The 23,439-nt window shown below is 63.0% G+C and carries 24 protein-coding genes; 8 read left to right on the forward strand and 16 right to left on the reverse strand.

Features of this window, described 5'->3' with window-relative positions; genetic code table 11:
• Nucleotides 1–47 precede the first annotated feature (47 nt).
• A complete protein-coding gene (gene xseA, locus AB8A27_RS01070; RefSeq protein ID WP_441240301.1) occupies nucleotides 48–1,652 on the forward strand; it encodes an exodeoxyribonuclease VII large subunit in 1,605 nt (534 codons plus the stop codon).
• A 120-nt stretch (nucleotides 1,653–1,772) separates the two neighbouring features.
• Nucleotides 1,773–2,000 carry a DUF2093 domain-containing protein gene (locus AB8A27_RS01075; protein ID WP_089261889.1) on the forward strand — a complete coding sequence of 76 codons (228 nt, stop codon included), beginning with the start codon at nucleotides 1,773–1,775 and terminating at the stop codon, nucleotides 1,998–2,000.
• A gap of 82 nt (nucleotides 2,001–2,082) precedes the next feature.
• Here AB8A27_RS01075 and lpxK read toward each other — a convergent pair whose 3' ends face one another.
• The 6 genes from lpxK to AB8A27_RS01105 all read right to left on the reverse strand — a co-directional run bounded on the left by lpxK (nucleotide 2,083) and on the right by AB8A27_RS01105 (nucleotide 7,596).
• Nucleotides 2,083–3,093 (reverse strand): tetraacyldisaccharide 4'-kinase, encoded by a 1,011-nt coding sequence (gene lpxK, locus AB8A27_RS01080; protein ID WP_441240302.1) that lies wholly within the window; start codon nucleotides 3,091–3,093, stop codon nucleotides 2,083–2,085.
• A complete protein-coding gene (locus tag AB8A27_RS01085) occupies nucleotides 3,086–4,423 on the reverse strand; it encodes a 3-deoxy-D-manno-octulosonic acid transferase (RefSeq protein WP_441240303.1) in 1,338 nt (445 codons plus the stop codon). Before AB8A27_RS01085 ends, lpxK begins: the two co-directional genes overlap by 8 nt.
• Nucleotides 4,383–5,096: a lysophospholipid acyltransferase family protein gene (locus AB8A27_RS01090; RefSeq protein WP_441240304.1), complete on the reverse strand. Its 714-nt coding sequence runs from the start codon at nucleotides 5,094–5,096 to the stop codon at nucleotides 4,383–4,385. The genes AB8A27_RS01085 and AB8A27_RS01090 overlap by 41 nt, the downstream gene beginning before the upstream one ends.
• Complete coding sequence (locus AB8A27_RS01095) at nucleotides 5,093–5,338, reverse strand: DUF4170 domain-containing protein (RefSeq protein WP_441240305.1); 246 nt, start codon at nucleotides 5,336–5,338, stop codon at nucleotides 5,093–5,095. Before AB8A27_RS01095 ends, AB8A27_RS01090 begins: the two co-directional genes overlap by 4 nt.
• A 61-nt stretch (nucleotides 5,339–5,399) precedes the next feature.
• Nucleotides 5,400–6,209, reverse strand: a complete 810-nt coding sequence (locus AB8A27_RS01100) for a 3'(2'),5'-bisphosphate nucleotidase CysQ (RefSeq protein ID WP_441240306.1) — start codon at nucleotides 6,207–6,209, stop codon at nucleotides 5,400–5,402.
• A complete protein-coding gene (locus tag AB8A27_RS01105) occupies nucleotides 6,196–7,596 on the reverse strand; it encodes a TldD/PmbA family protein (RefSeq protein ID WP_441240307.1) in 1,401 nt (466 codons plus the stop codon). The genes AB8A27_RS01100 and AB8A27_RS01105 overlap by 14 nt, the downstream gene beginning before the upstream one ends.
• Before the next feature lie 284 nt (nucleotides 7,597–7,880).
• On the opposite strand from AB8A27_RS01105, the gene AB8A27_RS01110 reads away from it, so the two are divergent.
• A complete protein-coding gene (locus AB8A27_RS01110; protein ID WP_441240308.1) occupies nucleotides 7,881–8,405 on the forward strand; it encodes a DUF6101 family protein in 525 nt (174 codons plus the stop codon).
• Nucleotides 8,406–8,463: 58 nt separating this feature from the next.
• Here the strand turns inward: AB8A27_RS01110 and AB8A27_RS01115 are convergent, their stop codons facing one another.
• The 9 genes from AB8A27_RS01115 to AB8A27_RS01155 all read right to left on the reverse strand — a co-directional run bounded on the left by AB8A27_RS01115 (nucleotide 8,464) and on the right by AB8A27_RS01155 (nucleotide 17,253).
• On the reverse strand, nucleotides 8,464–9,990 hold the full coding sequence (locus AB8A27_RS01115; RefSeq protein ID WP_441240309.1) for a tetratricopeptide repeat protein: 1,527 nt from the start codon (nucleotides 9,988–9,990) through the stop codon (nucleotides 8,464–8,466).
• Complete coding sequence (locus tag AB8A27_RS01120) at nucleotides 9,888–10,397, reverse strand: GDSL-type esterase/lipase family protein (RefSeq protein WP_441240310.1); 510 nt, start codon at nucleotides 10,395–10,397, stop codon at nucleotides 9,888–9,890. The genes AB8A27_RS01115 and AB8A27_RS01120 overlap by 103 nt, the downstream gene beginning before the upstream one ends.
• A gap of 375 nt (nucleotides 10,398–10,772) precedes the next feature.
• Nucleotides 10,773–12,209, reverse strand: a complete 1,437-nt coding sequence (locus AB8A27_RS01125) for an FAD-binding oxidoreductase (RefSeq protein ID WP_441240311.1) — start codon at nucleotides 12,207–12,209, stop codon at nucleotides 10,773–10,775.
• A gap of 20 nt (nucleotides 12,210–12,229) precedes the next feature.
• A complete protein-coding gene (locus tag AB8A27_RS01130; protein WP_441240312.1) occupies nucleotides 12,230–13,225 on the reverse strand; it encodes a Bug family tripartite tricarboxylate transporter substrate binding protein in 996 nt (331 codons plus the stop codon).
• Nucleotides 13,226–13,338: 113 nt separating this feature from the next.
• Entirely contained in the window at nucleotides 13,339–13,935 is a 597-nt protein-coding gene (locus AB8A27_RS01135) for a thiamine pyrophosphate-dependent enzyme (protein WP_441240313.1), read from the reverse strand.
• A complete protein-coding gene (locus tag AB8A27_RS01140) occupies nucleotides 13,923–14,465 on the reverse strand; it encodes a thiamine pyrophosphate-binding protein (RefSeq protein ID WP_092139105.1) in 543 nt (180 codons plus the stop codon). The genes AB8A27_RS01135 and AB8A27_RS01140 overlap by 13 nt, the downstream gene beginning before the upstream one ends.
• 137 nt (nucleotides 14,466–14,602) lie before the next feature.
• Entirely contained in the window at nucleotides 14,603–15,541 is a 939-nt protein-coding gene (locus AB8A27_RS01145) for a LysR substrate-binding domain-containing protein (RefSeq protein WP_441240314.1), read from the reverse strand.
• 34 nt (nucleotides 15,542–15,575) lie between these two features.
• Entirely contained in the window at nucleotides 15,576–16,508 is a 933-nt protein-coding gene (gene ubiA, locus AB8A27_RS01150; RefSeq protein WP_441240315.1) for a 4-hydroxybenzoate octaprenyltransferase, read from the reverse strand.
• Nucleotides 16,509–16,533: 25 nt separating this feature from the next.
• Complete coding sequence (locus tag AB8A27_RS01155; protein WP_441244794.1) at nucleotides 16,534–17,253, reverse strand: hypothetical protein; 720 nt, start codon at nucleotides 17,251–17,253, stop codon at nucleotides 16,534–16,536.
• Between the two features lie 205 nt (nucleotides 17,254–17,458).
• On the opposite strand from AB8A27_RS01155, the gene AB8A27_RS01160 reads away from it, so the two are divergent.
• The 5 genes from AB8A27_RS01160 to AB8A27_RS01180 all read left to right on the forward strand — a co-directional run bounded on the left by AB8A27_RS01160 (nucleotide 17,459) and on the right by AB8A27_RS01180 (nucleotide 22,455).
• Nucleotides 17,459–18,223: a 16S rRNA (uracil(1498)-N(3))-methyltransferase gene (locus AB8A27_RS01160; protein WP_441240316.1), complete on the forward strand. Its 765-nt coding sequence runs from the start codon at nucleotides 17,459–17,461 to the stop codon at nucleotides 18,221–18,223.
• Between the two features lie 112 nt (nucleotides 18,224–18,335).
• Complete coding sequence (locus AB8A27_RS01165) at nucleotides 18,336–19,502, forward strand: ATP phosphoribosyltransferase regulatory subunit (RefSeq protein WP_441240317.1); 1,167 nt, start codon at nucleotides 18,336–18,338, stop codon at nucleotides 19,500–19,502.
• A complete protein-coding gene (hisG, locus tag AB8A27_RS01170) occupies nucleotides 19,499–20,476 on the forward strand; it encodes an ATP phosphoribosyltransferase (protein ID WP_441240318.1) in 978 nt (325 codons plus the stop codon). The genes AB8A27_RS01165 and hisG overlap by 4 nt, the downstream gene beginning before the upstream one ends.
• Before the next feature lie 90 nt (nucleotides 20,477–20,566).
• A complete protein-coding gene (locus tag AB8A27_RS01175) occupies nucleotides 20,567–21,613 on the forward strand; it encodes a glycosyltransferase family 2 protein (protein ID WP_441240319.1) in 1,047 nt (348 codons plus the stop codon).
• Nucleotides 21,610–22,455 (forward strand): ChbG/HpnK family deacetylase, encoded by an 846-nt coding sequence (locus AB8A27_RS01180; RefSeq protein WP_441240320.1) that lies wholly within the window; start codon nucleotides 21,610–21,612, stop codon nucleotides 22,453–22,455. The genes AB8A27_RS01175 and AB8A27_RS01180 overlap by 4 nt, the downstream gene beginning before the upstream one ends.
• Here the strand turns inward: AB8A27_RS01180 and AB8A27_RS01185 are convergent.
• A complete protein-coding gene (locus AB8A27_RS01185) occupies nucleotides 22,452–23,420 on the reverse strand; it encodes a tripartite tricarboxylate transporter substrate-binding protein (protein ID WP_441240321.1) in 969 nt (322 codons plus the stop codon). The two genes, AB8A27_RS01180 and AB8A27_RS01185, sit on opposite strands and share 4 nt — an antisense overlap.
• Nucleotides 23,421–23,439 lie beyond the last annotated feature (19 nt).

Here is a 23,439-nt window from a genome sequence, read left to right on the forward strand (position 1 = left end):
TGCGACCGACATCCCTACTTTGCGACGATCCTGAAAGCCGAGATTCGATGCCCAAAGCTGCCGCTGCCCCACTGACAAACTCGACCGAATTCACCGTCTCCGAGCTGTCCTCAGCCCTGAAACGGACGGTGGAGGACGCCTATGGAAACGTGCGGGTGCGCGGCGAGATCTCCGGCTTTCGCGGGCCGCATTCCTCCGGCCACTGCTATTTCTCGCTCAAGGACGAGAGCGCCAAGATCGAGGCGGTGATCTGGAAGGGCGTCCATGGCCGGATGCGCTTCAAGCCGCAGGAAGGCCTTGAGGTCATCGCCACCGGCAAGCTGACCACCTATCCGGGCTCGTCGAAATACCAGATTGTCATCGAGGCCATCGAGCCCGCCGGCGTCGGCGCGCTGATGGCGCTGATGGAAGAGCGCAAGCGCAAACTTGGCGCCGAAGGCCTGTTCGACGAGGCGCGCAAGCAACTGTTGCCATGGCTGCCGGAGGTGATCGGCGTGGTGACCTCGCCGACCGGCGCGGTCATTCGCGACATTCTGCATCGCCTCGAAGACCGCTTCCCGCGCCGCGTGCTGGTATGGCCGGTGAAGGTTCAGGGCGAAGGCTCGGCCGAACAGGTCGCCGCCGCCATCGACGGCTTCAACGCGCTGCCGGAAGGCGGCTCAATTCCGCGGCCGGATCTCTTGATCGTCGCACGCGGCGGCGGCTCGCTGGAAGACTTGTGGTCGTTCAACGAAGAGATCGTGGTGCGTGCCGCTGCCGACAGCATGATCCCGCTGATCTCGGCCGTCGGCCACGAGACCGATATCACGCTGATCGATTTCGCCGCCGACAAGCGCGCGCCGACGCCGACAGCGGCTGCCGAAATGGCGGTGCCGGTGCGCGCCGAACTGATGGTAGAGATCTCCGGCTTCGAGCGCCGCATGATGCTGTGCTGGCAGCGCGCACAGGAATCCCGCCGCAACGAGCTGCGCGCCGCAGCACGTGCCCTGCCCGACCTCAGCGAATTGCTCGCCATTCCGCGCCAGCGTCTCGATGGCGCAACCGCATCGCTGCCGCGTGCGCTGAAGGCCAATACCCACGCGCATCATCGGCGCTTCGCGGAAGCCAGCGCAGGTCTCACGCTGCGCGTGCTGCGCGCACAGATCGCCCATGCCACACAGCGGCTGACGGTATCGGGCGAACGGTTGAGCCTCTCCGCGCGTGCGCTGCTGCGGCAGCGCCGCGATCGCTTCACTGGTCTTGAAGCCCGATTGAAGGCCTCCAAGCTCGCCAATGCGCAGGCCCAGCGCAACGCCATCATACGCGACAGGGAGCGCACATTGCGCCTCACCGAGCGCGCGCGCCGTGCATTGATGACACTGGTGCAACGCCAGCAGGCGCGCGTGCAGGCATCGAGCCAGTTGCTCGGTGCCCTCTCCTATCGCAGCGTGCTGGCCCGCGGCTTTGCGCTGGTGCGCGACGAGCAAGGTGCAGCGCTGCATGCCGCCGCCAATATCGCAGCCGGCGCCCGCCTGAGCATCGAATTCGCCGATGGCCGCGTCGGCGTGACCGCCGATGGCGACCGCCCGGCCGCTGCAGCGCGTGACGCAAAGCCTGCGGCGCCGGCCGCGCCGAAAAAGGCGCCGAAAATCGATCAGGGCAGCCTGTTCTAGAGGTTGCGCGCGCCGCCTTTATTGGGCGACGCTGCGGCCCTATTATGCTACGAGATGACGACATTCAGGGCCGGTGACCGATCCGGCAAGACGACCTAGTGACGATCCAGGAGACCAGCCGTGCTGAACAAATTTGGCCCCTCGGGCCACGGCGAAGCCCAGTTGCAATATCTCGACGGCGATTTTCGCGTGGTGTCGCCCGGCACCTATGTGACTTGCGCCATCACAGGCGAGCGCATTCCGTTGGATGAATTGAAGTACTGGAGCGTCGATCGGCAGGAAGCCTATGCAGTGCCGAATGCGGTGCTGGCGCGGCATTATCCGGACGCAGTGAAGGGTCAGAAGTAAGGCCGTAGGATGGGTAGAGCGTCTTCGCGAAACCCATCATTCATAGGCACAAAGAGATGGGTTTCGCTACGCTCTACCCATCCTACGTTCTCAGCGTCTTCACTCTCGCCTGATTGAGCCGTTCGATCACGAAAGCCTGCAGCGCCGTCTTGTCCTCGAAGGCCAGCGTGACGGCGAATGGGACGATCTCCGTCGCGGCCGGCATGCTGCTGAGCTTGACGGCATCCTTCTCCGTCGTCGCCAGCGTGAGCCCACCATGCTTCGCTTGCGCGACCAACGCATCGATCTCGCCGGGCGTATACGGATGGTGATCGGCGAAAGCCTTCTCCACAGCCACGTCCACACCTGCATGACGCAACGTACGGAAGAAGCGCTCGGGATCGCCGATTCCCGCAAAGGCCAGCACGCGCTTGCCGCGCAGGGCCGCCACTGACATCTCGTCCGGCACGAGGCGCGCCGTCAACACCGGGCCGCCCTGGCCTGCGACCAGCGCGGCAACGCCCGTCGCCGCAACACCATCGCCGATCACGACCAGTGCATCGGTGCGCGCGATCTGCAGATCGAGCGGCGCGCGCAAAGGTCCCGCGGGCAGCACACGGCCATTGCCGAGACCGCGATTGCTATCGATCACGATGAACGAGGCGTCCTTGGCGATGGCCGGATTCTGGAAGCCGTCATCCATCACGATGACGCTGGCGCCGGTCGAGCGCGCCAGCGCTGCGCCGGCGACGCGATCCCCGGAGATCACGACCGGCACCCGCCGCGCCATCATCAGCGGCTCGTCGCCAACATCTGCCGCCACGTGCCTCATTGGGTCGACTTTCACCGGCCCGCGCAGCCTGCCGCCATAGCCGCGACTGAGCACCACCGGCGTCTCGCCGAGATCGCGCAGCACCTGTACGAGCGCCAGCGTCGTCGGTGTCTTGCCAGCGCCGCCGACGTGATAGTTGCCGACGCAGAGAACGGGAATGCCGACATCGACGCCCTTGCGCGCCATGCGGCTACCTGCGACTTCGCCATAGATGGCGCCAAGCGGCATCAGCAGACGCGACAGCCATGTCGATGGCGGCCGCCAGAATGCCGGCTCACGCATCATAGGCTCCCGCCTCAATCCGGAGCTGCATCAGATAAGGCTCCAGCGCGTGCAGCGTGCGGTCGAGCGCGCCGCCAAGCCGCTCAACCACGCGATGCCCGGCCTCGATCGCGGCAGCACGTGCCGCCTCGTTGCCGAGCATCTGGCCGAGCTGTTTCACCATTTGCTCCGAGGAGTCGGCGAGCTTCGCACCGCCGGCGCCATCCAGCGCCTCATAGACGTCGGTGAAATTGAAGACATGCGGACCATGCACCACGGACGCGCCGAGCTTCACGGCCTCGATCGGATTCTGCCCGCCATGCGGCACCAGCGAGCCGCCCATGAACACCACCGGCGACAGCCGATAGAACAGGCCGAGTTCGCCCATGGTATCGGCCACGTAAATATCGGCGCCTGCATGCGGCAATTCCTCGCGGGAGCGCAGGGCGACCTGCGCACCGGTCGCCGTGATCATCTGCGCGATATCCGCGCCGCGATGGGCGTGGCGCGGCACGATGACCGTCAGCAATTTCGGGAAGAAACTGGTCAGCGTCTTGTGGGTCTCGAAGATGATCTCTTCTTCGCCGGGATGCGTCGACGATGCGACGATGATGGGGCGACCGCGCGTCACCGCCATGAGCTTGTCCAGCTTCACGGCGTCGCCGGGGGGCGCCTGCACGTCGAGCTTGAGATTACCTGTGACGACGACGCTGCGCGACCCCAATGCGCTGAAGCGCTCGGCGTCGGTTTCGGACTGCGCCAGGCAGATCTCGAAGCGGCCGAGCAAGGCGCCGATGGTCGCCGAAAATTTCTGCCAGCGCGGAAATGAGCGCTGTGACATCCGAGCATTGATCTGCACCATGGGCACGCGCCGCTTGGCGGCGGAGATGATCAGGTTCGGCCAGAGATCGCTCTCGATGAACAGCGCAAGACTCGGCTTCCAGTGATCGAGGAAGCGCGCCACGAAGCGCGGTGAATCATAGGGAATGTATTGGTGGATGATATCGGGCGGAAAGCGCTTGGCGATGATCTCGGCCGAGGTCACCGTGCCCGAGGTCAGCAGGATGCGCATGCCCGCCGCGCGCAGCCGCTCGATCAGCGCCGCCGCCGCGAGCACTTCACCGACGCTGGCGCCGTGAATCCAGACCAGCGGCCCGGTGGGCCGCGCGATCCGCGAAATGCCGCGGCGCTCGTCGAGGCGCGCGGGATCTTCCTTGTTGTTCTTCAGACGCCGCTTGATCAGGACCGGCGCAAGCGGCGCAAGCGCCGCCGACAATCTGCGATAGGCGCGCAGCGTGATCGGCAGCGCGTCAGGCACGACCCGCACCTTCCGGCCGCCCCACCGCGGCATAAGCGCGCTGCGTGGCATCGTTCAGCGTGGCCTCGAGCTGCAGGCGCAGCGCCTCCATCGTGGCAGCGTCGGCATCGGAGGGAACGCTCAGCGGTTCACCGCCGACCAGCACGCCGCGGCCGAACGGAAGATTGATCGTGGTGCGATCCCAGTTGTTGAGCTGGATATAGCGGCTGGTGGCCATGGCGAACGGCATGATCGGCCGGCCACTCTCGCGCGCCAACATGATGATGCCCATGCCGGCAACGCGCGAGCGCTTCGGCACGTCGGCGGTCAGCGCCATGTTGATGCCCTTCTCAAGCACCCGCACCATCTCCTTGAACGCACCGACACCGCCCTTGCGGTGAAACGCGCCGCCGTGATCGCCGGAGCCGCGAACCGTGGCGATGCCAAGCCGCTGGGCCGCCAGCGCATTGAACTCACCGTCGCGATGCTTCGAGATCAAGACCGCGCCGCGATAGTCCTTTTGCTTGATGAACGGCGTCATGAAGTGCTGGCCATGCCAGAACGCCAGGATGACCGGCATCTGCGGCTCGACGATGTCATAGACATCGACGGGATCGAAGGTGAACTTGTTGGTCTTCCAGACCAGACGCAAGAATTCGGCCGCGAGAAAACCCGCGGCGCGCTGAACCCAGCTGCTGCGCAGCGTGTTTCGGAGCAGTCGTTTCAAGCGGCCGGCTTCGCGTCTTGGCCGGGATCGAGCAACCGATGAAGATGGACGATGAAGTAACGCATATGCGCGTTGTCGACAGTCTGCTGCGCCTTCGCCTTCCAGGCCACGAAAGCCGAGGCGTAATTCGGATAAACGCCCACGACTTCGACCTGGCTGAGATCCTTGAACGTGGTGCTCTTCAGATCGGTGAGTTCGCCGCCGATGACCAGATGAAGCAGTTGCTGTGGTGTGTCCGACATGAATCCTGTTCCTGCAGCGGCCGGCTGCGATCCGATAAGTCAAAGATAATGGTGCAGCCGGTTAAACCCGGCGATTCTGGAATTGCTCGACGATGTAAGCATGGCGATCGGCCCCCGCTGCCACCAGCAACCCGTGCGTGACTTCCCGGCGATTATAGAGGATGGGATCGCCCGAAAGCTCGGTCATCCTACCATTCGCTTCGTGCACGATCAAATCTGCAGCGGCCAGATCCCAGTCCCGGCTCTGCCCTCCGGCAAAGGCCGCATCCAGCCGGCCATTGGCGATCCAGCACAAGCGCAGCGCCAGCGAGCCGATTCGCGGATAGAGGGTAATGTCCTGTCGGGGATGGACCATCCGCTCGACCAGCGGCTTCGGGCCCGCCACGCGCGAAAAATCCATTGCGGAACCGGTCGTGGCCCGAACCGGAGCACCGTTGCAGGTGGTGCCCTGCCCGCGGATCGCCAGAAAAAATTCATCTGTGGATGGCGCAAATACCGCGGCCATCACCGGCCGGGCGTCCTCGACCAGCGCGACACAGACACACCAGTCCTCGCGACCGGCGAGATAGCTGCGGGTACCGTCGATCGGATCGATGATCCATGTCAGCCGCTTGCCGAGACGAGATTCGTCATCGGCGCTCTCTTCCGAGAGCCAGCCATAATCGGGCGTCGCGGCGCGAAGCCGCTTCTCGATCAGATCGTTGAGGGCGATATCCGCTTCGGAAACGGGGGAGGATTCGCCCTTGGTCCATTTCCTGAGTTCTGTGCCGAACATTGCGAGGCCGAGCTCGCCGGCCGCCCGCACCGTGTCCGCCATCAGGACAACATCGTGCGCGAGCCGTTTGTCGGTGTCGAGATCAGCGTCCGGCAATCGTCAGCCCCTCGACGCGCACGGTCGGCGCGTTGACGCCGTATTTGAAAGTGAGGTCGTTGGCCGGTGTCATCGACTTGAAGATCTCGAACAGATGACCGGCGATGGTGATCTCGCTGACGGCGTAGGTCAGCTTGCCGTTCTCGATCCAGAATCCGCCGGCGCCGCGGCTGTAGTCGCCGGTCACGCCGTTGACGCCGGAACCGATCAGGTCGGTGACATAGAAGCCTTCCTTGATATCGGCGATCAGGTCTTCGGGGCTGACGTCACCCGCTTCCATATGCAGGTTGTAGGCGCCGGGCGATGGTGACGACGAGACGCCGCGATGCGCATGGCCTGTCGTGGTCATGCCGAGTTCGCGCGCCGTCGCGCAATCCAGCAGCCAGGTCGTGAGTACGCCGCCATCGATGATCGCCTGCCTGCTGGTGGCGACGCCTTCCGCATCGAAGGACTGCGATCGCAAACCGCGCACGCGCAAGGGATCGTCGATGATGCGGATATTGCTGCTGAACAGCTGCTTGCCGAGACTGTCCTTGAGGAAGGTGGTCTTGCGCGCGACCGACGCGCCATTGGCGGCACCGATGACGTGACCGACCAGCGAGTTCGAGATGCGTGGATCGTACACGACCGGCACCTTGCAGGTCGGCACCTTGCGCGGATTGGCCCGCGCCACCGTGCGCTCGCCCGCGAGTTTGCCGACGCTGGCCGGCGACTCCAGGTCGGATGCATGCAGCGCCGAGGTGAAGGCGTAGTCGCGCTCCATATTGGTGCCATCGCCGACAATGGCGGTCATCGACACGCCGTGGCTGGAACGCAGATAGGAACCTTGAAAGCCCGTCGAGGTGACCAGCACCATGCCGCCGATGCCGGTCGAGGCCGACGCGCCGCCGGACTTGGTCACGCCCTTCACTGCGAGCGCAGCTTCCTCGGCTTCGACAGCGCGGCGTTCGAGTTCGCTCACCGACGGCACGACGGGATCGAGCAGATCGAGATTTGCAAAGTCGCGTGCGAGCAGCGCCGGATCGGCAAGGCCGACATATTGATCATCGGGCGCAACGCGGGCCATTGCGACAGCACGTTCGGCCAGTTGCGCGACATTGTCGCCGGACATGTCATTGGTGGAGATCACCGCCTGACGGCGACCGACGAACACGCGCAATCCCATGTCGTCGCCTTCCGAACGCTCGGAGGCTTCGACCTTGCCGTCGCGCACTTCGACGCCATGGGACACACCACGCACCGCCACCGCATCCGCGGCATCCGCACCGGCCTTCTTCGCGGCCTCGACGAGACGCTGCGCCAGCGTGGACAACACTGACTGATCGAGCAGATCGGAATTGTCGGATTTCGTGGAGACAGACGACGACGCGTTTGGTGAAGAGTTCACGAACAAAATCCCAACATTGAGAGACGATTTCAACAGGTCCGAAGCGGCGATGGCCGCTGCTAGAGATGTGCTTATTTCGCAGGGACTTCAAGCATTTGCCGGGCCGAAAAGGAAAGAATTTCAGGGCTCTCGCAACGGTTCGTCAATCATGCCTGCCAAGCTTCTGTCAATCATGAAGGCCAGTCGGATTCGATTAACCAGCCTTTTTAAGCCGATTCCGAACGCGCTCTGGCAAGGTCTCCCCATCGACCGGGAACATAATTCCGGCGGGGAGATAAAAAGCCGTGAGGCATCAAACAGCGACAGGTGGGGCCCATGCCCCGGGATCGAGCAGCGCATTGCGGCTCGATCCCCATTCACTTCCGGTTCGTTTCGAGGCGCATGATACCCGCGCCGACGGAGCGATCCGCCATATCGAACTGCACCGTGAACGCGTCGTCCTGCATCGTGCCGTCGGCGGCATGCGCATGGCGATCAATGTGCGCGTCAGCGATTTTCTCGGCGTCACCCTGCGCGGTCTCGACGAGGGCAAGATGCTGATGCTCGCGCATCGCGATCCCTCATTGTCGATTCCATTGCTGGTCAGTTCCGATCGCGAGGAAATCGACATGGCCTGGCAGATGTGGAGCGAGATCTTCGCGCTTCCGCAGCTGCCGGAAGAGAAAACCTATGAGCCATCGCAGCGTCGTCGTCGTCGCAACGCGATCCGCGAACGCCGCCCGAAATTCCTTGTGCGCCGTCGTCCCGGCGGACTGCTCGGCGAAGCCGGCATGTATAAGGGCGAACGCGAGATCATTGCGCGTCACTAGAGCACGATCGGATCGGACCTGATCAATCCAATGCGCTGTTGCGATAGATCAGGCCCGACTACGGCGCATTTCCGAGGCGTGAGATCAGTGCGTCAGCCCGCTGCTTGAAGTTCTGCGCGACCTTCTCGCCGCTGTTGACGCGCATCTTGACGATGGAGGCCATCCGAAGCGCTTCGGCGTCATGACCTTCACCCAGTTCAACTTCTGCCAGTCCAATGAGAAACATCAAATTATCGGGCTGTAACCCGTAGGCTTTTCTCAAGGGTCCAATAGCGTCATGCTGACGCCCATTCTTGCGTAAATTCTCGCCGTAATCGAATTGCAGGACCGCACTTCGTGGCACAGTCGCCACGCCAGTAAAAAGCGTGTCGCTTGCTTCCTTGGATTGGCCCAGGCTGCTGTAGATATTTGCCAGAGCGCGATACGCAAAAACGTTGGAGCGGTCGAGGCGCAGGCCCTCCTTGAAAGCCTGGATCGACTCGTCATTCTGGTTGAGAGCCCGAAGCGCGAATCCCAGCGTGGTGAAGCTGTTGACGGAACCCGGAGCGCGCTCCACACCCGCTTTGGCAGCCACCAGAGCTTCGTCAAATCGCCGTGCGGCAAGCAGGGCAAACGTCCTGGAGTACTCAGCCCCGACGAAAGCCGCGTCCATCGCTCTTGCCTGATCCGACGCCTGCAGGGCTTCAGCGGCCTGACCGCGGGATGCCAGAATGAATGATTTCAGATTGATCGCGTATTTTTCAGCGTCGGGATATCCTCCCGCAAGGGCTACGGCTATCAGCCGCAACGCATTTTCTTCGTCGCGATACTCCCGCAAGTAGATCCCGGCCGCGATCTCAGGATCGATATGTTCAAGAAGGTTCAAGGCAGCCTTTCTGAACAGACCGTCAGGGCCTTGCGATGTTTCGACATCGATCAGAGTCTCGCGACCGGGAGTCTGGCGCAAACGCAAACGCGTCAGCTCGCGGCCGTCTTCCTTGCGGGTCGTGATTTCTCCCGAGATCTGAATGAGAGTCTTGCCCAGCACACGTTGTATCAATGACTGAACCGACTTGATATCGAGGTTGCCGGTCGGCGTTTCGATCGAGGACAAAGCTTCCAGAAGATGCGCGTCGCCTATTTGCGTTTTCGGTTTGGCCGCAGTTGAACTCTTATTCAGGATCGATATCTCATCAAGCAATTGCTGAGTGGCCGTTTCAGAAGAATAGCCGATCGCCTCGAACGACTGCGGTACGCGAAGGTATGACATCACGACGCCGGCATCGCGTATCGCGTTCGATACGACAACTATCGCAAGCACCGCAGGAACGACCGTTATAAAAACGACAGCAATGGCCTTTACGGCGATCACCAGCTCGCCGAACGTGCGTTTCTCCAGTTGAGATTTCAGAAAGTTCTTTTTTGAAGCAACGGTGCGTTGCCTCGGCAGCGCCGTTTTCGATGTCGCGGCTTTTACCGACCGGACGGGCACCACAACGGCGATCAGCGTATCGACGGAAGCAGTTGAGCGGCAACCCGTCGATGGCCCTCCACTGTCAAATGGCTGCCATCCGACTGTTTCAAGCCAGCCGCCAGCGCCGCCCATACGAGACGATCGGAGTGAACGATCTTGATTCCCCGCGCGCGCAACTGCTGCTCTATGCTGGCCATATTCGCCTGACGCACGGCCGGATCGAAATTCGCGCGACGAAAATCGTTGGTGCCAAATTGCAAGATCACAATCTTTGTGCCCTCGGGCACGTCACTCGACAGACGAGCCAACATTCCAGCCGTCGTGTCGCCCGATATGCCGGCGTTCACAACGCGCATTCTGGAGCCCTTGGCCTCCAGCATGGTCTGGAGCTGCCCCGGATAAGACTCGGAAGAACTCACCCCGCGCCCCTGAGTGTTACTTCCACCGATGGCAACGATCTGCGCCGATGCGGGACAAATCAAAGCTAAAAAGAAAAATGTCGCAATGTGCAAAGCGCACGTAATTTTCGAGAACATCATGCCAATCCCCCAAAATAAAATACGAAAACTGGGAAGGATAGCTCAAATTTAAAAGCAATTACAAAAGGCTAGCTACATTCCAAGGAAAGCGCAACTCTTCAGTCGGTCGATGCGCAGAGTGGCAAATGGCATTCGAATATTGCGGCATCGGACATGTTCGAGGTCCGCTCAGGCGCATATGCATCGGCTGAGCAACGCCAATCCTGCGCCTGCAGCAGCGGAAATGCAAACGGCTGCTTCGTCGTGACCTGACCGGTCGGGATCGGCCGCGAACCTGCGCGCGACCTTGGCGTCAATATCCCTGTCGGTAACGTCGTTTTAGGTGCAGCCGGCGCCGCGTATAAGGGAGCCGGCAGGAGCCTCCTGCCGCTGCACTCAAGGCAACCGCAAGATCTTGTCCGGATTCATGATCCGGTCGGGATCGAGCGCGAGTTTCACGCGTCGCATCAGATCGAGCTCGACCTCCGACGTATAGAGCGGAAGCCGATCGATATGCATGCGGCCGATGCCGTGTTCGGCGCTGATACTGCCGCCACAGGCGACGCTTTCCTGATGCACGATGGTGTTGGCCTCGTGCGCCGCAGCCTCGCGGACCTGTGCATCGCCGATGCCGTAGGGAAACACGACGATTACATGCACATTGCCATCGCCGACATGCCCGCAATGCGCGACCTGCGCATTCGGCAGCTCGCGCTGCAGCCGGCGCGTGACGCGGGTGATGAATTCCGGCAGCGCCGAGATCGGCACTGATGTGTCGTTCGACACGGTGAAGCCTTCACGCTTGTTGGATTCCGAAATCGTGTGACGCAAGTTCCAGATCCGGTCAGCCTTGGCCTGATCGGTGGCGATCACCGCATCGCCGATGAGCCCGTCCTCCATCGCTGCGGCCAGCGCGGTCTCGAGGCTTTCCACGGCATTCCAGTCCGCGGCGCTGTCGGCCAGTTCGAGCAGCACATACCATGGCGCGTCACCCGCCATCGGACTGCCGCTCGCCGCGCCATGGCGCAGCACGATCTGCAATTGGCTCTGCGACATCAGCTCGAACGTCTCGACACGGCCGCCGGTGATGCGCTGCAGATACTGCAATAGCCCGATCGCCTGGCTGACCTCATCCATCGACACCATCGCCGTCGCCGAGACGGCGAGCTTCGGATACAGTTTCAGCACAGCGGCAGTGACGATGCCTAGCGTGCCTTCGGCGCCGACGAAGAGCTGCTTGAGATCGTAGCCGGTATTGTCCTTGCGCAGCGCCTTGAGGCCATTCCAGATGCGACCGTCGGCCAGCACGACTTCCAGCCCGAGCACCTGCTCGCGCATATTGCCATAGCGCAGCACACCGGTGCCGCCGGCATTGGTGGAGATCAAGCCGCCGATCTCGCAACTGCCGACACTGCCGAGCAGCACGGGAAATTGCCGGTCGTGCTGGTCTGCCAGTGCCCGCACATCCGCGAGAATGCAGCCGGCCTCCAGCGTCACCGCATTGTTCAGTGGATCGAGGTGACGCACGCGGTTGAGCCGCGAGACATTGACGATCAGCGCCGTTACGCCATCCGGAACGATCGCGCCGCCGGTCAGACCGGTATTGCCGGCCTGCGGCACGATGGCGACACCGCGCGCGCCGCACAGGCGAACCACCGCCGACACCTCCTCCGTATTCGCAGGCAAGGCAACGGCCACAGCCACGCCGCGATAGCGCGCACGCCAGTCCTGCTGATATGGCTCGGCATCCGTGCCGGTTCGCACATATTTGTCGCCAATGATTGCCGCCAGCGCCTGCAGAAATGCGGCGCGCTCAAAGTCCGTAAGAGGCAAGAGGCGATCCTTTCGACTGTCTATTCCGACTTGAGACCCGCGGCCTGGATGATCGGGGCCCACTTCACGCCCTCGGCCTTGACCTGTGCCTCAAGCTCGGCGCCGGTCGAGCCCACCGGATCGCCACTCAACTCGCGCAGGCTCTTCGCCACCTCCGGATCCGCCACAGCCTTGCGGAATTCCGAACTCAACCGCTCGGCCAGCGCCGGCGCCATGCCGGGCGGGGCGAAGACCGCGTTCCACGTATAGGTCTCGTAATCAGGCAGGCCGGACTCCGCGATGGTCGGAATATCCGGGAAGGACGGCGATCGCTTCTTGGTCGTGACGGCCAGCGTGCGGATCGAGCCCGCCTTGATGAACGGTGCCGCGCCGCTCAACACGTCGAACAGTACCGGGATCTGTCCGCCCATCAGGTCGTTCATGGCCGGCGCACCGCCGCGATAGGGCACGTGCTCCATCTTCACGCCCGCCTGCACCTTGAACAATTCGCCGGAGAGATTGGGCGGCGTTCCCACGCCGGACGATCCATAGCTGTATTTGGCCGGATCGGCCTTGAGCAGCGCGATGAGTTCCTTGACCGTGGTCGCCTGCACTTGCTTGGAGACCATCAGCACATTGGGCACCGTGACCAGCATCGAAATCGCGGTGAAATCCTTGACCGGATCGTAAGGCGGCACCTTCGCCATCAGCGGATTGATGGTGTGGGTGGAGATCGTGCCCATCAACAGCGTCAGCCCGTCGGGCTTCGCGCGCGCCACCCGCGTCGCACCGACCACACCGCCGGCGCCGCCGACATTTTCAATGACGATGGATTGTCCGAGCTGATCGGAAACCTTCTTGGCGACATGCCGGCTGACGATGTCCGTTGCCCCGCCTGCAGCGAAAGGCACGATCAGCGTGATCGGACCTTTCGGCAATTCGGCCTGCGCCCAGGCACTCGTCCGCGGAATCATCATGCCGGACGCCGCAACGGCTGCCGAGCGGCAGAACGTGCGGCGCGTGATCTTGCTCGCCATTGTTTCCCTACCCTTGATGATTTTTGTTTCCCACACTGGTTTTCCAGCATTGGGTCGTCCAACGATCGTCAGAAGGGCGCCGCATCCATGGGGACGAGCGCCCTTCCGTTTGTTCAGAGCGGTGCGTGTCCGAGCGCCGCGCGGAAGCGATTTTTCACATAAACGCCGTCGCGTGGCGGCAGCACGCGCGGCGGGTTCTCCGCTTTCACCTTGATGGTCGCAAGCTTGACGCCATCACGCGACGACAGGCGACCGCGCAGGTCCTCAACACCGGCCATGTCGTGAATCTCGCGTGTCCAGCCGAAGCCGCAGGCCTGCGCCACGCGATCGAGATTGACGCCGAGCCCGGCGTGACTGACCTGCATGCCGGTTTCGCCGAAGTGACCGTTATCGAGAACCGCGATGGTGAGATTGGCCGGCTTGCGCGTCGCGATGGTCGCGAGCCCACCCATGCCCATCAGCATCTCGCCATCTCCGGTGATCACCAGCACCGAATGATCGGGCTTCGCCGTGGCGAGTCCCAGGCCGACCATGGCGGCACTGCCCATCGCTGCCCAGAGATAGTAATTGTTGTCGTGATCGCCCGCGGCCATCACGTCATAGGACGGTGAGCCCAAGCCAGTGACGACAAGCAGATCCTTGCGGCCCGCCAGCAGCTTCTGCACGACCTCGCGGCGGTCGAGCGCGCCGGTTGCGTTTACTTGACCCACTGCTTCTCTCCGATCAAACGCTGCCCCAGGAGCAATGCACAGGCTGCATCGCCATTGAATGCCATCGATGCAGCACCATGCAACAGCGGCGCAACATCCTGCGGCTCATCGGCGCGCCAGGTCAGCACGCCCATCAGGTTGAGCGCCTTCTCGGTCGCCTGCCCCATCGGGTTTTGCCACGCGTTGAATTCAGCCCAGTCGCCACGCATGGTCACGACCATCAGCAAAGGAAAGCGCGTGCAAGCCTGCAGCGCCAGCGTGTTGATACAATTGCCGACGCCGCTGGACTGCATCAGCAATGCACCGCGCTCGCCGCCGAGCCAGGCACCGGCGAGATAGCCGATGCCTTCTTCCTCAGTGGTCAGCACCACGGAATTGATTGCGTTGTCTTCGTCGGCGAGACGGATCGCTGTGGAATGCCCGGCATCGGGCACATAGACCACGTGCTTGACGTCGGCCTCCTTCAGGATGCGGAACACGTCGTGCCGCCAATCCACCTGTGAACCGGGCGTGGGCCCTGCATCTGACATTCCAGTCTCCGTTGCTTGCAGCATAGCGCTGACTCACGCTTAGCCCAAAGCAGACAGCCCGACGCATACCGATTTGCTCGAAGAGATATGCCGAGATTTGATCTCTGGCGTTGCAGCGCGCGAATGGTGCGACGCAGCTATACTTTCCCGGGATCGATCATGTGGCCGACCCAGATATTCCGGGCGACGAGATCGGCCGCGATCTCCGTGAATGTATCGCCGACGAAGCGCGCCGCCGGGCTGACCGAACGATCTGCCGGATAGGCCAGCACCAGTTTCCGCGCCGGTGTCGGATCGACCAGCGGCGCCGCACAGAGCACGCCGCTTTCGACCAGCGCATGGATCGGCGCGAGCGGCAAAGCCGTAGAGCCGACACCGTTGCGCACCAGATCGATCATCGCGCCGAAGGAATCCGCCTCGACGCTGCCGCGCAATTGAATGCCGGCCTGCCGCGCACATTCTTCCATGATTCCGCGCAGGCCGTGGCGCAGGCTCGGCAGAACCAGTTCTTCATGGGCCAGCGCGGCGAACGGCACAGGCCGATCCATGCGCAATCCCTTGCTGCCCGCGCCGACGAACAACAGGTTCTCCATCATGACCGGCACGATGCGCAGTGAACGCAACGGCTGCGGATCGTAGGACACGGCGAGCTCCAGCTCGCCACGCTGCAGCCAGTCCAGCAGATGCCCGGTGAAAGCCGATGACAGCCGGATCGAAAGCTGCGGATGCGCATCCTTGATCTTCTTGACCAGGGGAACGGTGACGACCTCGGCTACAGTCGGCGTGGTACCGATAGAGACGAGGCCCTTGAACGAGGCACTCTCTTCCGATGTGACATTACGGATGGCATCGAGCTCGGTCATCACGCGGGTGGCGTGGTTGAGAACCTCACGGCCAATCTCGGTGATGACCATGCCGCGCCCGTGCCGCTCGAACAGCACGGCGCCGAGTTCCTTTTCAAGCAATCTGATCTGCCGGCTCAGGGCCGGCTGCGCGATGCGAAGGCGATCGGCTGCCTTGCTCAGGCTGCCCAATTCGGCCACGTGAATGAGTGTCTTGAGCTGTGCGACGTCCATTGGCGTGGTTCACCAGAGCTAACGGTCCAGGCGATTACGCCGCCCGCATGATGGCATCCACGAGCAATCCTGCAAACAGCAGCAGCCCCGCGTCGCGGTTGGATTTGAACAGCCGCAAACACAGTGCGGAGTCACGGATGTCGATGCGGGTGATCTGCCAGGCCAGATGTACTGCGAAGGCCGCGAGGCCAAGCCATGCCGGCCAGCGTGCACCGGCCATCAACACCGCCGCTCCGATCAGCACCACGGCCAGGCCGTAGAACACCATCAATGCCTGGCGCGTGCGTTCCCCGAACAGCAGCGCGGTCGATTTCACGCCGATCAGTGCATCGTCCTCAGTGTCCTGATGGGCGTAGAGCGTGTCATAGGCGATCACCCAGCAGATCGACCCGGCATAGAGAGCCAGCGCCGTCGCATCGATGCGCCCGAACACCACGGCGAAGCCCATCAGCGCGCCCCATGAGAAGGCAAGTCCCAGCACGCTCTGCGGCCAGTAGGTGATGCGCTTCATGAAGGGATAGGCGGCAACGATACCAAGCGAGGCAATGCCGGTAGCGATGGCGAAGCTATTGAACTGCAGCAACACCACCAGACCGATCAGTGCCTGCAGCACCAGAAACGCAAAAGCTTTCTTGGCCGTGACCTGCCCGGCCGGGATCGGCCGCGAGCGCGTGCGCTCCACCTTGGCGTCGAGATCGCGATCGGTGATGTCGTTCCAGGTACAGCCGGCACCGCGCATCACGAAGGAGCCGATGAAGAACAGCGCGATCATCTTGGGCAGTTGATGAATGTCATGCGCCATGCCGGAGGCGAGTGCCGCCGACCACCAGCACGGCATCAGCAATAGCCATGAGCCGATCGGACGGTCGAAGCGCGACAGCCGCAGATAGGGCCGCGACCACAACGGCGCCGAGCGATCGACCCAGTTGCCGGTCGCATCCGCAACGCGGGCTGCCGCGTCGCTCATTGGAACAGAATGGTCTGCCACCCGATCATCGGGTGAGCACGTTGCCGTTCAGCGTATCGAAGGTGGTGCCGCCGCTGCGCTTGGCGTTGGCCTCGGGCAATGCCGCAGACGATCCCAGCACGTCGCTGAGACGCGGTGCAGCCGCCGGGCCACCGCCGCCACCGTTCCGTTGCTGCTGCGCGACGCTGCAGACCTTCTGGCGCATGCCTTCGGTGTTCTTGTGGCCGGTCTTCATCTGCTCGCCGACATTGGGCGGGATGCCGCACTTCTGCGCATTCGCCTCGATATATTTGATCATCTTCACTTCGGTCTGCGAGAAGGAGGTGATTAGCTTGCAGGCCTCGTCCGGAGGCGCGCGACGCTCGCTTGCAGCCTTAATGGCAGCACCCTTCTTTTCGGCGTCCTGGCGCAGAGGCAGGAAGCCCTTCATGCAATCCTCGCCGCCGGGCGGGCCCGCCTGCTGCTGCGGAGGCGCACCGAAGCCGCCACCACCGATCGGCGCAGCGCCATTCGAGGGAAACGGGCTGGGTGCAGCCGCTGCGCCATTGACCGGCGGAAATGGCGAGGCTGCCGGTGCGCCGTTCACCGGCGGGAACGGCGACGAACTCGCAGGCGCAGCCGCGCTGTTGCCCGGCAACGGCGCGGGAAACGCGCCCTGGGCGTGAACTTCGACAGCCTGCATGGCGAACAGGGCCGCAGCACCAAAGAAAGCGCTGGAGAGCGGCACAAACAAACGACGGATGATCACAGATATTCCTCCGGCAGCTCAATGCTCCCGATATGTCGGAGCAAAGCCCATCCTGATTCAGGACTTTCTACGATTCCTGCCAAGCCTTAACAACCCACCAAGAACCCTTGGATTCGGGCGACAGCACGGCGCAAACCCGCGTTCTCGCATGATAATTCGTCGCAGTTGGGCTAAAGCTCGCCCTCTGAATGGAACATGAACGATGCCGCAAGCCGATTTCCGCAGTCCCCGCCTGTTTGTCGATGCGCCTTTTACAGCCGACGCGACCATTTCGCTCGACCGCAACCAGAGCAATTACCTCGGCAACGTGTTGCGGCTCGGCGCGGGCGCCTCGGTGCTGGTGTTCAATGGCCGTGATGGCGAATGGCAAGCGGCGATTTCCGGTGGCAAGCGGGCGGACCGCCTGACCCTGCTGGCGCAGGTCCGGCCGCAGGACCGCCTGCCTGACGTGACCTATGTGTTCGCACCGCTGAAACATGCCCGGCTGGATTACATGGTCCAGAAAGCCATCGAAATGGGCGCGGCGGCGCTACAACCGGTGATGACACGATTCACGCAGGCCAGCCGGGTGAATACCGAGCGGATGCGCGCCAATGTGATCGAGGCCGCCGAACAATGCGGGATTCTCAGCATCGCTGAGGTCGCCGAGCCGCTGAACCTGCCCAAATATCTCGACCAGCGGGATGCCAAACGGCTGCTGATCTTCTGCGACGAGGCCGCCGAAGTGGCCGATCCCGTGGCCGCGCTGACCGGCGCCCGGGAGGCCGCATCCAGTGGAATCGACGTGTTGATCGGCCCGGAGGGTGGCTTTGCCGACGAGGAACGGGCACTCCTGTTGAAACAGGCCAATATTCTGCGGCTGGCGCTGGGTCCGCGGATCATGCGGGCCGATACGGCGGCCGTGGCGGCGCTGGCGCTGGTGCAAACGGGACTTGGTGACTGGAATGGTAACCAAGTAGGCAAATAACCCGCTGCCATGACCCAACATTAAGCCCGCCGGGCGATGATGGTCGAAACGTCGCAACCGCCATGCTATGGGCTGCGCCAACGACCACTCTTTGAGATTGCTGGACTTCGAGATGACCAAACCCGCCGCCCCTCGCGCGACCGGATCCGCCGCCTGGGCGGATGCGCTGCTATTGTCGTTTGCCGAGGCCGGCTACGCCCATGCCGAACCGGCGATCCTGCAGCCGGCCGAGCCGTTCCTCGACATGTCCGGCGAAGACATCCGCAAGAGCCTGTATCTGACGACTGACGCTTCCGGCGAAGAGCTGTGCCTGCGGCCGGATCTGACCATTCCCGTGGCCCGCGATTATCTCGCCTCACCGCAGGCCGGCCAGCCGGCCGGCTTCAGCTATCTCGGCCCCGTGTTCCGCTATCGGCATGGCACGCCCAGCGAATTCCAGCAGGCCGGCATCGAATCCTTCGGCCGTCAGGACCGCGCCGCCGCTGACGCCGAAATGCTGGCGCTCGGCCTCGAGGCCACCGCAGCCTTCGGTCTCTCTGACATCGAGATCCGCACCGGCGACGTCGCATTGTTCGCGGCGCTGATCGAGGCGCTCAATCTGTATCCGGTGTGGAAGCGCCGGCTGATGAAGGACTTCAACCGCAAGGTCAGCCTGACCCACGATCTCGACCGGTTGACCCTCGCGGAATCGCCGGTGCGCAACGAATATGAAGGCGTGCTCGCAGCGCTCGCCGGCTCCGACCGCAAGGCGGCGCTGGCGCTCGTCACCGACCTGATGTCGATCGCCGGTGCCACCAATGTCGGCGGCCGTTCGGTGGCGGAAATCGCCGATCGCTTCCTCGAACAGTCGACGTTGAAAGGCGGCGCACTGCCGAAGGATGCGCTGGTGCTGATCAAGCGCTTCCTCGCCATCTCAGGCGATCCTGACGATGCCCTGCAGCAACTGCGCAAGCTCGCCTCGGATGCCAAACTCAACATCACGGCCGCCATCGACGAATTTGAAAGCCGCATCGGCTTCATGGCGGCGCGCGGCATCGACACCACCAAGACGCGTTTCTCGACGTCGTTCGGCCGCGGCGTCGATTACTACACCGGCTTCGAATTCGAACTGCACCGCAAGGGCAATGGCACCGAACCGCTGGTGGCCGGCGGCCGTTATGACGGGCTGCTGACGCAGCTCGGCTCTGCCACGCCAATCCCCGCGGTTGGTTTCTCGGTCTGGATCGAAACATTGACCCAACACGCCTCCTCGGCGCTCGTTTCCGGGAGCGCGTCATGACCGCACCATTCGTTCTCGCCGTTCCCTCCAAGGGCCGTTTGCAGGAAAACGCCGAAGCCTTCTTCACCCGCGCCGGGCTGACGCTGGCGAAACCGGGCGGCGTGCGCGATTACCGCGGCACCATCGCCGGCTTCGACAATGTCGAAATCGCCTATCTCTCGGCCAGCGAGATCGCCTCGAACCTGGCGCGCGGCGCCGTACATCTCGGCATCACCGGCGAAGATCTGCTGCGCGAGAGCATCCCCGATGCCGACAAGAAGGTCGCCTTGATCGAGGGCCTGGGCTTCGGCAGCGCCAATGTGGTCGTTGCCGTGCCGCAGGCCTGGATCGACGTCCGCACCATGGCCGATCTCGATGACGTCACCACCGGCTTCCGCGCGCAGCACAATCGCCGCATGCGCGTCGCCACGAAGTATATCAACCTGACACGCAACTTCTTCGCGTCCCATGGCGTGGTCGACTATCGCATCGTCGAAAGCGCCGGCGCCACCGAAGGCGCGCCCGCCACCGGCACCGCCGAACTTATCGTCGACATCACCACCACCGGCGCGACCCTCGTCGCCAACGGCCTCAAGGTACTCGATGACGGCGTCATCCTGCGTAGCCAGGCCAATCTCGTCGCCTCGCGCGCCGCGGACTGGTCGCCGCAGTCTCTGGAAACCGCGCGCATCATTCTCGACCACATTGCCGCGCGCGCCCGCGCCAGCAAATACAAGGAAGTGCGCACCCGCTTCGCCGGCTGCAATCAGGCGCTCCTCGACGAAGCGCACAGCCGTTTCGGCGTGGTGTCGCCGTTCGGCGGCCCGACCTCGTCGGGCATGATCACGCTGCATTGTCCGCCGGCGCAGCTTTACGCGCTGAGCAGCTTCCTGCGAGCCAACGGCGCCGACACTGTCTCGGTGGCCTCGCTCGACTATGTGATGGACCGCGAGAATCCGCTGTTCGCCAAACTTGAGGCCTTCCTGCGGCGGTAATGCGCAGCGCGGCGTTTCGCCTTGCTGGCGGACGCACCGGCTGAGTACCATATGATTCATGGGCATATTTTGGATATCGGAATCTGATCGATGATGCTGGGCAGCGACGTTTCGAGCCTGTCGACCAATGCTTCGAATGCAGCCGCACAAGGCCTGTCGATCGTCGTGCCCGCTTACAACGAGGCGCCCGGCCTCGCGCTGTTTCACGAGCGCCTCGTGGCGCTCGCGGCAACGCTAAAGGAACGTCACGACCTCCCCTGCGAAGTCGTCTATGTCGATGACGGCAGCTCCGACGGTACGCTGGCAGTTGCGCGCAGCCTGCAGGCCACATCGCTCGATGTTCAGGTCGTATCGCTGTCGCGCAATTTCGGCAAGGAAGCCGCCCTGATGGCGGGGCTCGATCACGTCACCAAGGGCGCCGTGCTGTTCATGGATGGCGACGGCCAGCATCCACCGGCACTGGTCGAACAGCTGGTGCACCACTGGATCGTCGAAGGCTATGACGTCGTCTATACCGCCAAGGCGCATCGCGACAACGAGTCCTTCCTGCGCCGCCAGGCGGTGCGCGGCTTCTATGCCCTGATCAACTGGGGCGCGCGGCAGAAGATCCCGGAAGACGCCGGCGACTTCCGTTTGCTGTCGCCGCGCGCGGCGGCAGCGCTGCGCCAGCTGCCGGAGCGTAACCGCTTCTTCAAGGGACTGGCGACCTGGATCGGCTTCCGCCAGCTCCGCGTCGACTATGAACCCGCGGCTCGCGAACACGGTGTCACATCATTTAATCCGAAGCAGCTGATCGGCCTGTCGATCGAAGGCCTGACCTCGTTCTCGGTGGCGCCGCTGCGTTTCGCCAGCCTGCTCGGACTATTGCTCGCCTTCAGCGCGTTCCTGTTCGGTCTGTCGATCCTGTGGGAGACATGGGTCTCCGGCAAGTCGGTGCCTGGCTATCCATCGCTGGTCGTGGGCCTGATGACCCTCGGCGGCGTGCAGCTGATCATGATCGGCGTGCTCGGCGAATATATCGGCAAGATCCTCTCCGAACTGAAGGCGCGGCCGATCTATTTCGTCGCCGAGCACAGCGTGAAGCGCAATGCCCCCGATAGCGCCGTGCAAACCACCGACCGGACCGCCGCCGAATGACCGGTGCAGCCCTGCGCCGCATCACACTCTGCGCCGACGACTACGGCATCAGCCCCGGCGTCAATCAGGGCATCCGCGAACTCATCTCGCTTGGACGCCTTAACGCCACATCCGTGATGGTGGTCGGCCCTGCGATCTCGCGTGATGACGTGAGTTCGTTGCAGGATGCCGTTGCCAAGAATACGAATTGCGAGATCGGGCTCCACGCGACGCTGTCCGCCCCGTTTCATCCGCTGACGATGCACTACCGGCCGCTGCTCGACGAACTGTTCCTGCCGCTCGGCAGGATGCTGCGCTTCAGCCTGTTGCGAAAACTTGATCGCGAGGCCATCGAGACCGAGCTCACAGCGCAGATCGCGAAATTCGTGACCCTGTTCGGGCGTGCACCCGACTATGTCGACGGGCACCAGCATGTTCAGACGTTCCCGCAGGTGCGCGATGCGCTCCTCGCCGCAGTGAAGAAAAATGCGCCGAAGGCTTGGGTCCGCCAATCCGGCCGCGTGCTGCCGCTAGGCCAACGCCTCGATAATCCGAAAGCGCTGCTGCTCGACACGCTCAGCGCCACGTTCCGTCGACGCGCGACGCGCGCCGGCGTGACGTTCAATCCCGGCTTCGCCGGCGCCTATGACTTCACCAGGCAAGCCGACTTCGGCGCGCTGATGGCCGGTTTCCTTCACAGCCTCCCGGATGGCGGACTGGTGATGTGCCATCCCGGCCATGTCGACGAGGTCCTGATCGATCTCGATCCGTTCACCGACCAGCGCGAGCGCGAATATCAGTATCTGGCAAGCGATGCCTTCGCGCAGTTGCTAGCAGCGAGTAACGTCACGCTGGCGCGTTAGTCCGCAAACTGTCCGCTCGCCTTGATGATCGGCGCCCAGCGATCGACCTCGCTGTCGAGCTGCTTCTTCAGCGCCTGCGGCGTCGCCTGATCCTGTGGCACCGGATCGGTATTGATGTCGTTGAAGCGCTTGATCAGTTCGGGATCTCGCAGCGATTCCTGCAGCACCTTCGCCAGCTTCTGCACGACATCGTCCGGCGTTCCCTTCGGCGCGTAGATGCCGTGCCAGGCGCCGGCTTCGAAGCCTTTCAGACCAGCCTCATCGGCCGTGGGGAGATCCGGCATCGACGACAGACGAGTCTTGGTGGTGATGGCGTAGGCCTTCACCAGCTTGGACCCGATCGGCCCGGTGGTGTTGGTGGTCTGATCGCAGGTAAGGTCGATCTGGCCGGCGATCAGGTCGTTCATCACCGGACCATTGCCCTTGTAGGGCACCGACAGGATCTGCTTGTCGACGGCATTCATGAACATCAGCCCGCACAGCTGCGACGCAGCGCCAAGGCCCGCATTGCCGAAGGTCATCTTGTCGCCGTTGGCCTTGATATAGGTGATCAGCTCGGCGAGCGAATTCGGCGGCAGGTTCGGCCGCGCGATGATGGTCATCGGCGCATTGGTGACGAGACCGATGGGAGCGAAAGCGGTCTTGGTGTCGTAAGGCAATTTGCGATACAGCGTCGCTGCCGTGGAAATTCCGATGTGATGGATCAGGATCGTGTAGCCGTCCGGCTCGGCGCGGGCCGCGCGTGCGGCGGCGATGGTGCCGCCGGCGCCTGTGGCGTTTTCGATGATAATGGTCTGGCCGAGGATCTTTGACATTGTCGCGGCAGTGACGCGCGCAACGGTGTCGGTGGCGCCGCCGGCCGCGAACGGCACGAGCATGGTGATCGGCCTGTTGGGATAGCCCTGCGCGAAGGCAGCGGAGCTTGCCAGCGTAATCGCAAACGCAAGTGTAGCTGTGGCTTTCATGAGTTCCTCCCTGAATATT

The sequence above is a fragment of the Tardiphaga sp. 768_D3_N2_1 genome, assembly GCF_052076105.1.
In the GTDB taxonomy this organism is placed as follows: Bacteria; Pseudomonadota; Alphaproteobacteria; order Rhizobiales; family Xanthobacteraceae; genus Tardiphaga.

Bases quoted from the DNA above. Each gene is read 5' to 3' on its own strand.
- xseA (WP_441240301.1), top strand. From the start codon at position 48: ATGCCCAAAGCTGCCGCTGCCCCACTGACAAACTCGACCGAATTCACC.
- lpxK (WP_441240302.1), bottom strand. From the start codon at position 3,093: ATGCGTGAGCCGGCATTCTGGCGGCCGCCATCGACATGGCTGTCGCGT.
- AB8A27_RS01085 (WP_441240303.1), bottom strand. From the start codon at position 4,423: ATGCCGCGGTGGGGCGGCCGGAAGGTGCGGGTCGTGCCTGACGCGCTG.
- AB8A27_RS01095 (WP_441240305.1), bottom strand. From the start codon at position 5,338: ATGTCGGACACACCACAGCAACTGCTTCATCTGGTCATCGGCGGCGAA.
- AB8A27_RS01115 (WP_441240309.1), bottom strand. From the start codon at position 9,990: ATGGGCGGCGCTGGCGGCTGGCTTGAAACAGTCGGATGGCAGCCATTT.
- AB8A27_RS01120 (WP_441240310.1), bottom strand. From the start codon at position 10,397: ATGATGTTCTCGAAAATTACGTGCGCTTTGCACATTGCGACATTTTTC.
- AB8A27_RS01130 (WP_441240312.1), bottom strand. From the start codon at position 13,225: ATGGCGAGCAAGATCACGCGCCGCACGTTCTGCCGCTCGGCAGCCGTT.
- AB8A27_RS01140 (WP_092139105.1), bottom strand. From the start codon at position 14,465: ATGTCAGATGCAGGGCCCACGCCCGGTTCACAGGTGGATTGGCGGCAC.
- AB8A27_RS01145 (WP_441240314.1), bottom strand. From the start codon at position 15,541: ATGGACGTCGCACAGCTCAAGACACTCATTCACGTGGCCGAATTGGGC.
- ubiA (WP_441240315.1), bottom strand. From the start codon at position 16,508: ATGAGCGACGCGGCAGCCCGCGTTGCGGATGCGACCGGCAACTGGGTC.
- AB8A27_RS01160 (WP_441240316.1), top strand. From the start codon at position 17,459: ATGCCGCAAGCCGATTTCCGCAGTCCCCGCCTGTTTGTCGATGCGCCT.
- AB8A27_RS01165 (WP_441240317.1), top strand. From the start codon at position 18,336: ATGACCAAACCCGCCGCCCCTCGCGCGACCGGATCCGCCGCCTGGGCG.
- hisG (WP_441240318.1), top strand. From the start codon at position 19,499: ATGACCGCACCATTCGTTCTCGCCGTTCCCTCCAAGGGCCGTTTGCAG.
- AB8A27_RS01175 (WP_441240319.1), top strand. From the start codon at position 20,567: ATGATGCTGGGCAGCGACGTTTCGAGCCTGTCGACCAATGCTTCGAAT.
- AB8A27_RS01180 (WP_441240320.1), top strand. From the start codon at position 21,610: ATGACCGGTGCAGCCCTGCGCCGCATCACACTCTGCGCCGACGACTAC.
- AB8A27_RS01185 (WP_441240321.1), bottom strand. From the start codon at position 23,420: ATGAAAGCCACAGCTACACTTGCGTTTGCGATTACGCTGGCAAGCTCC.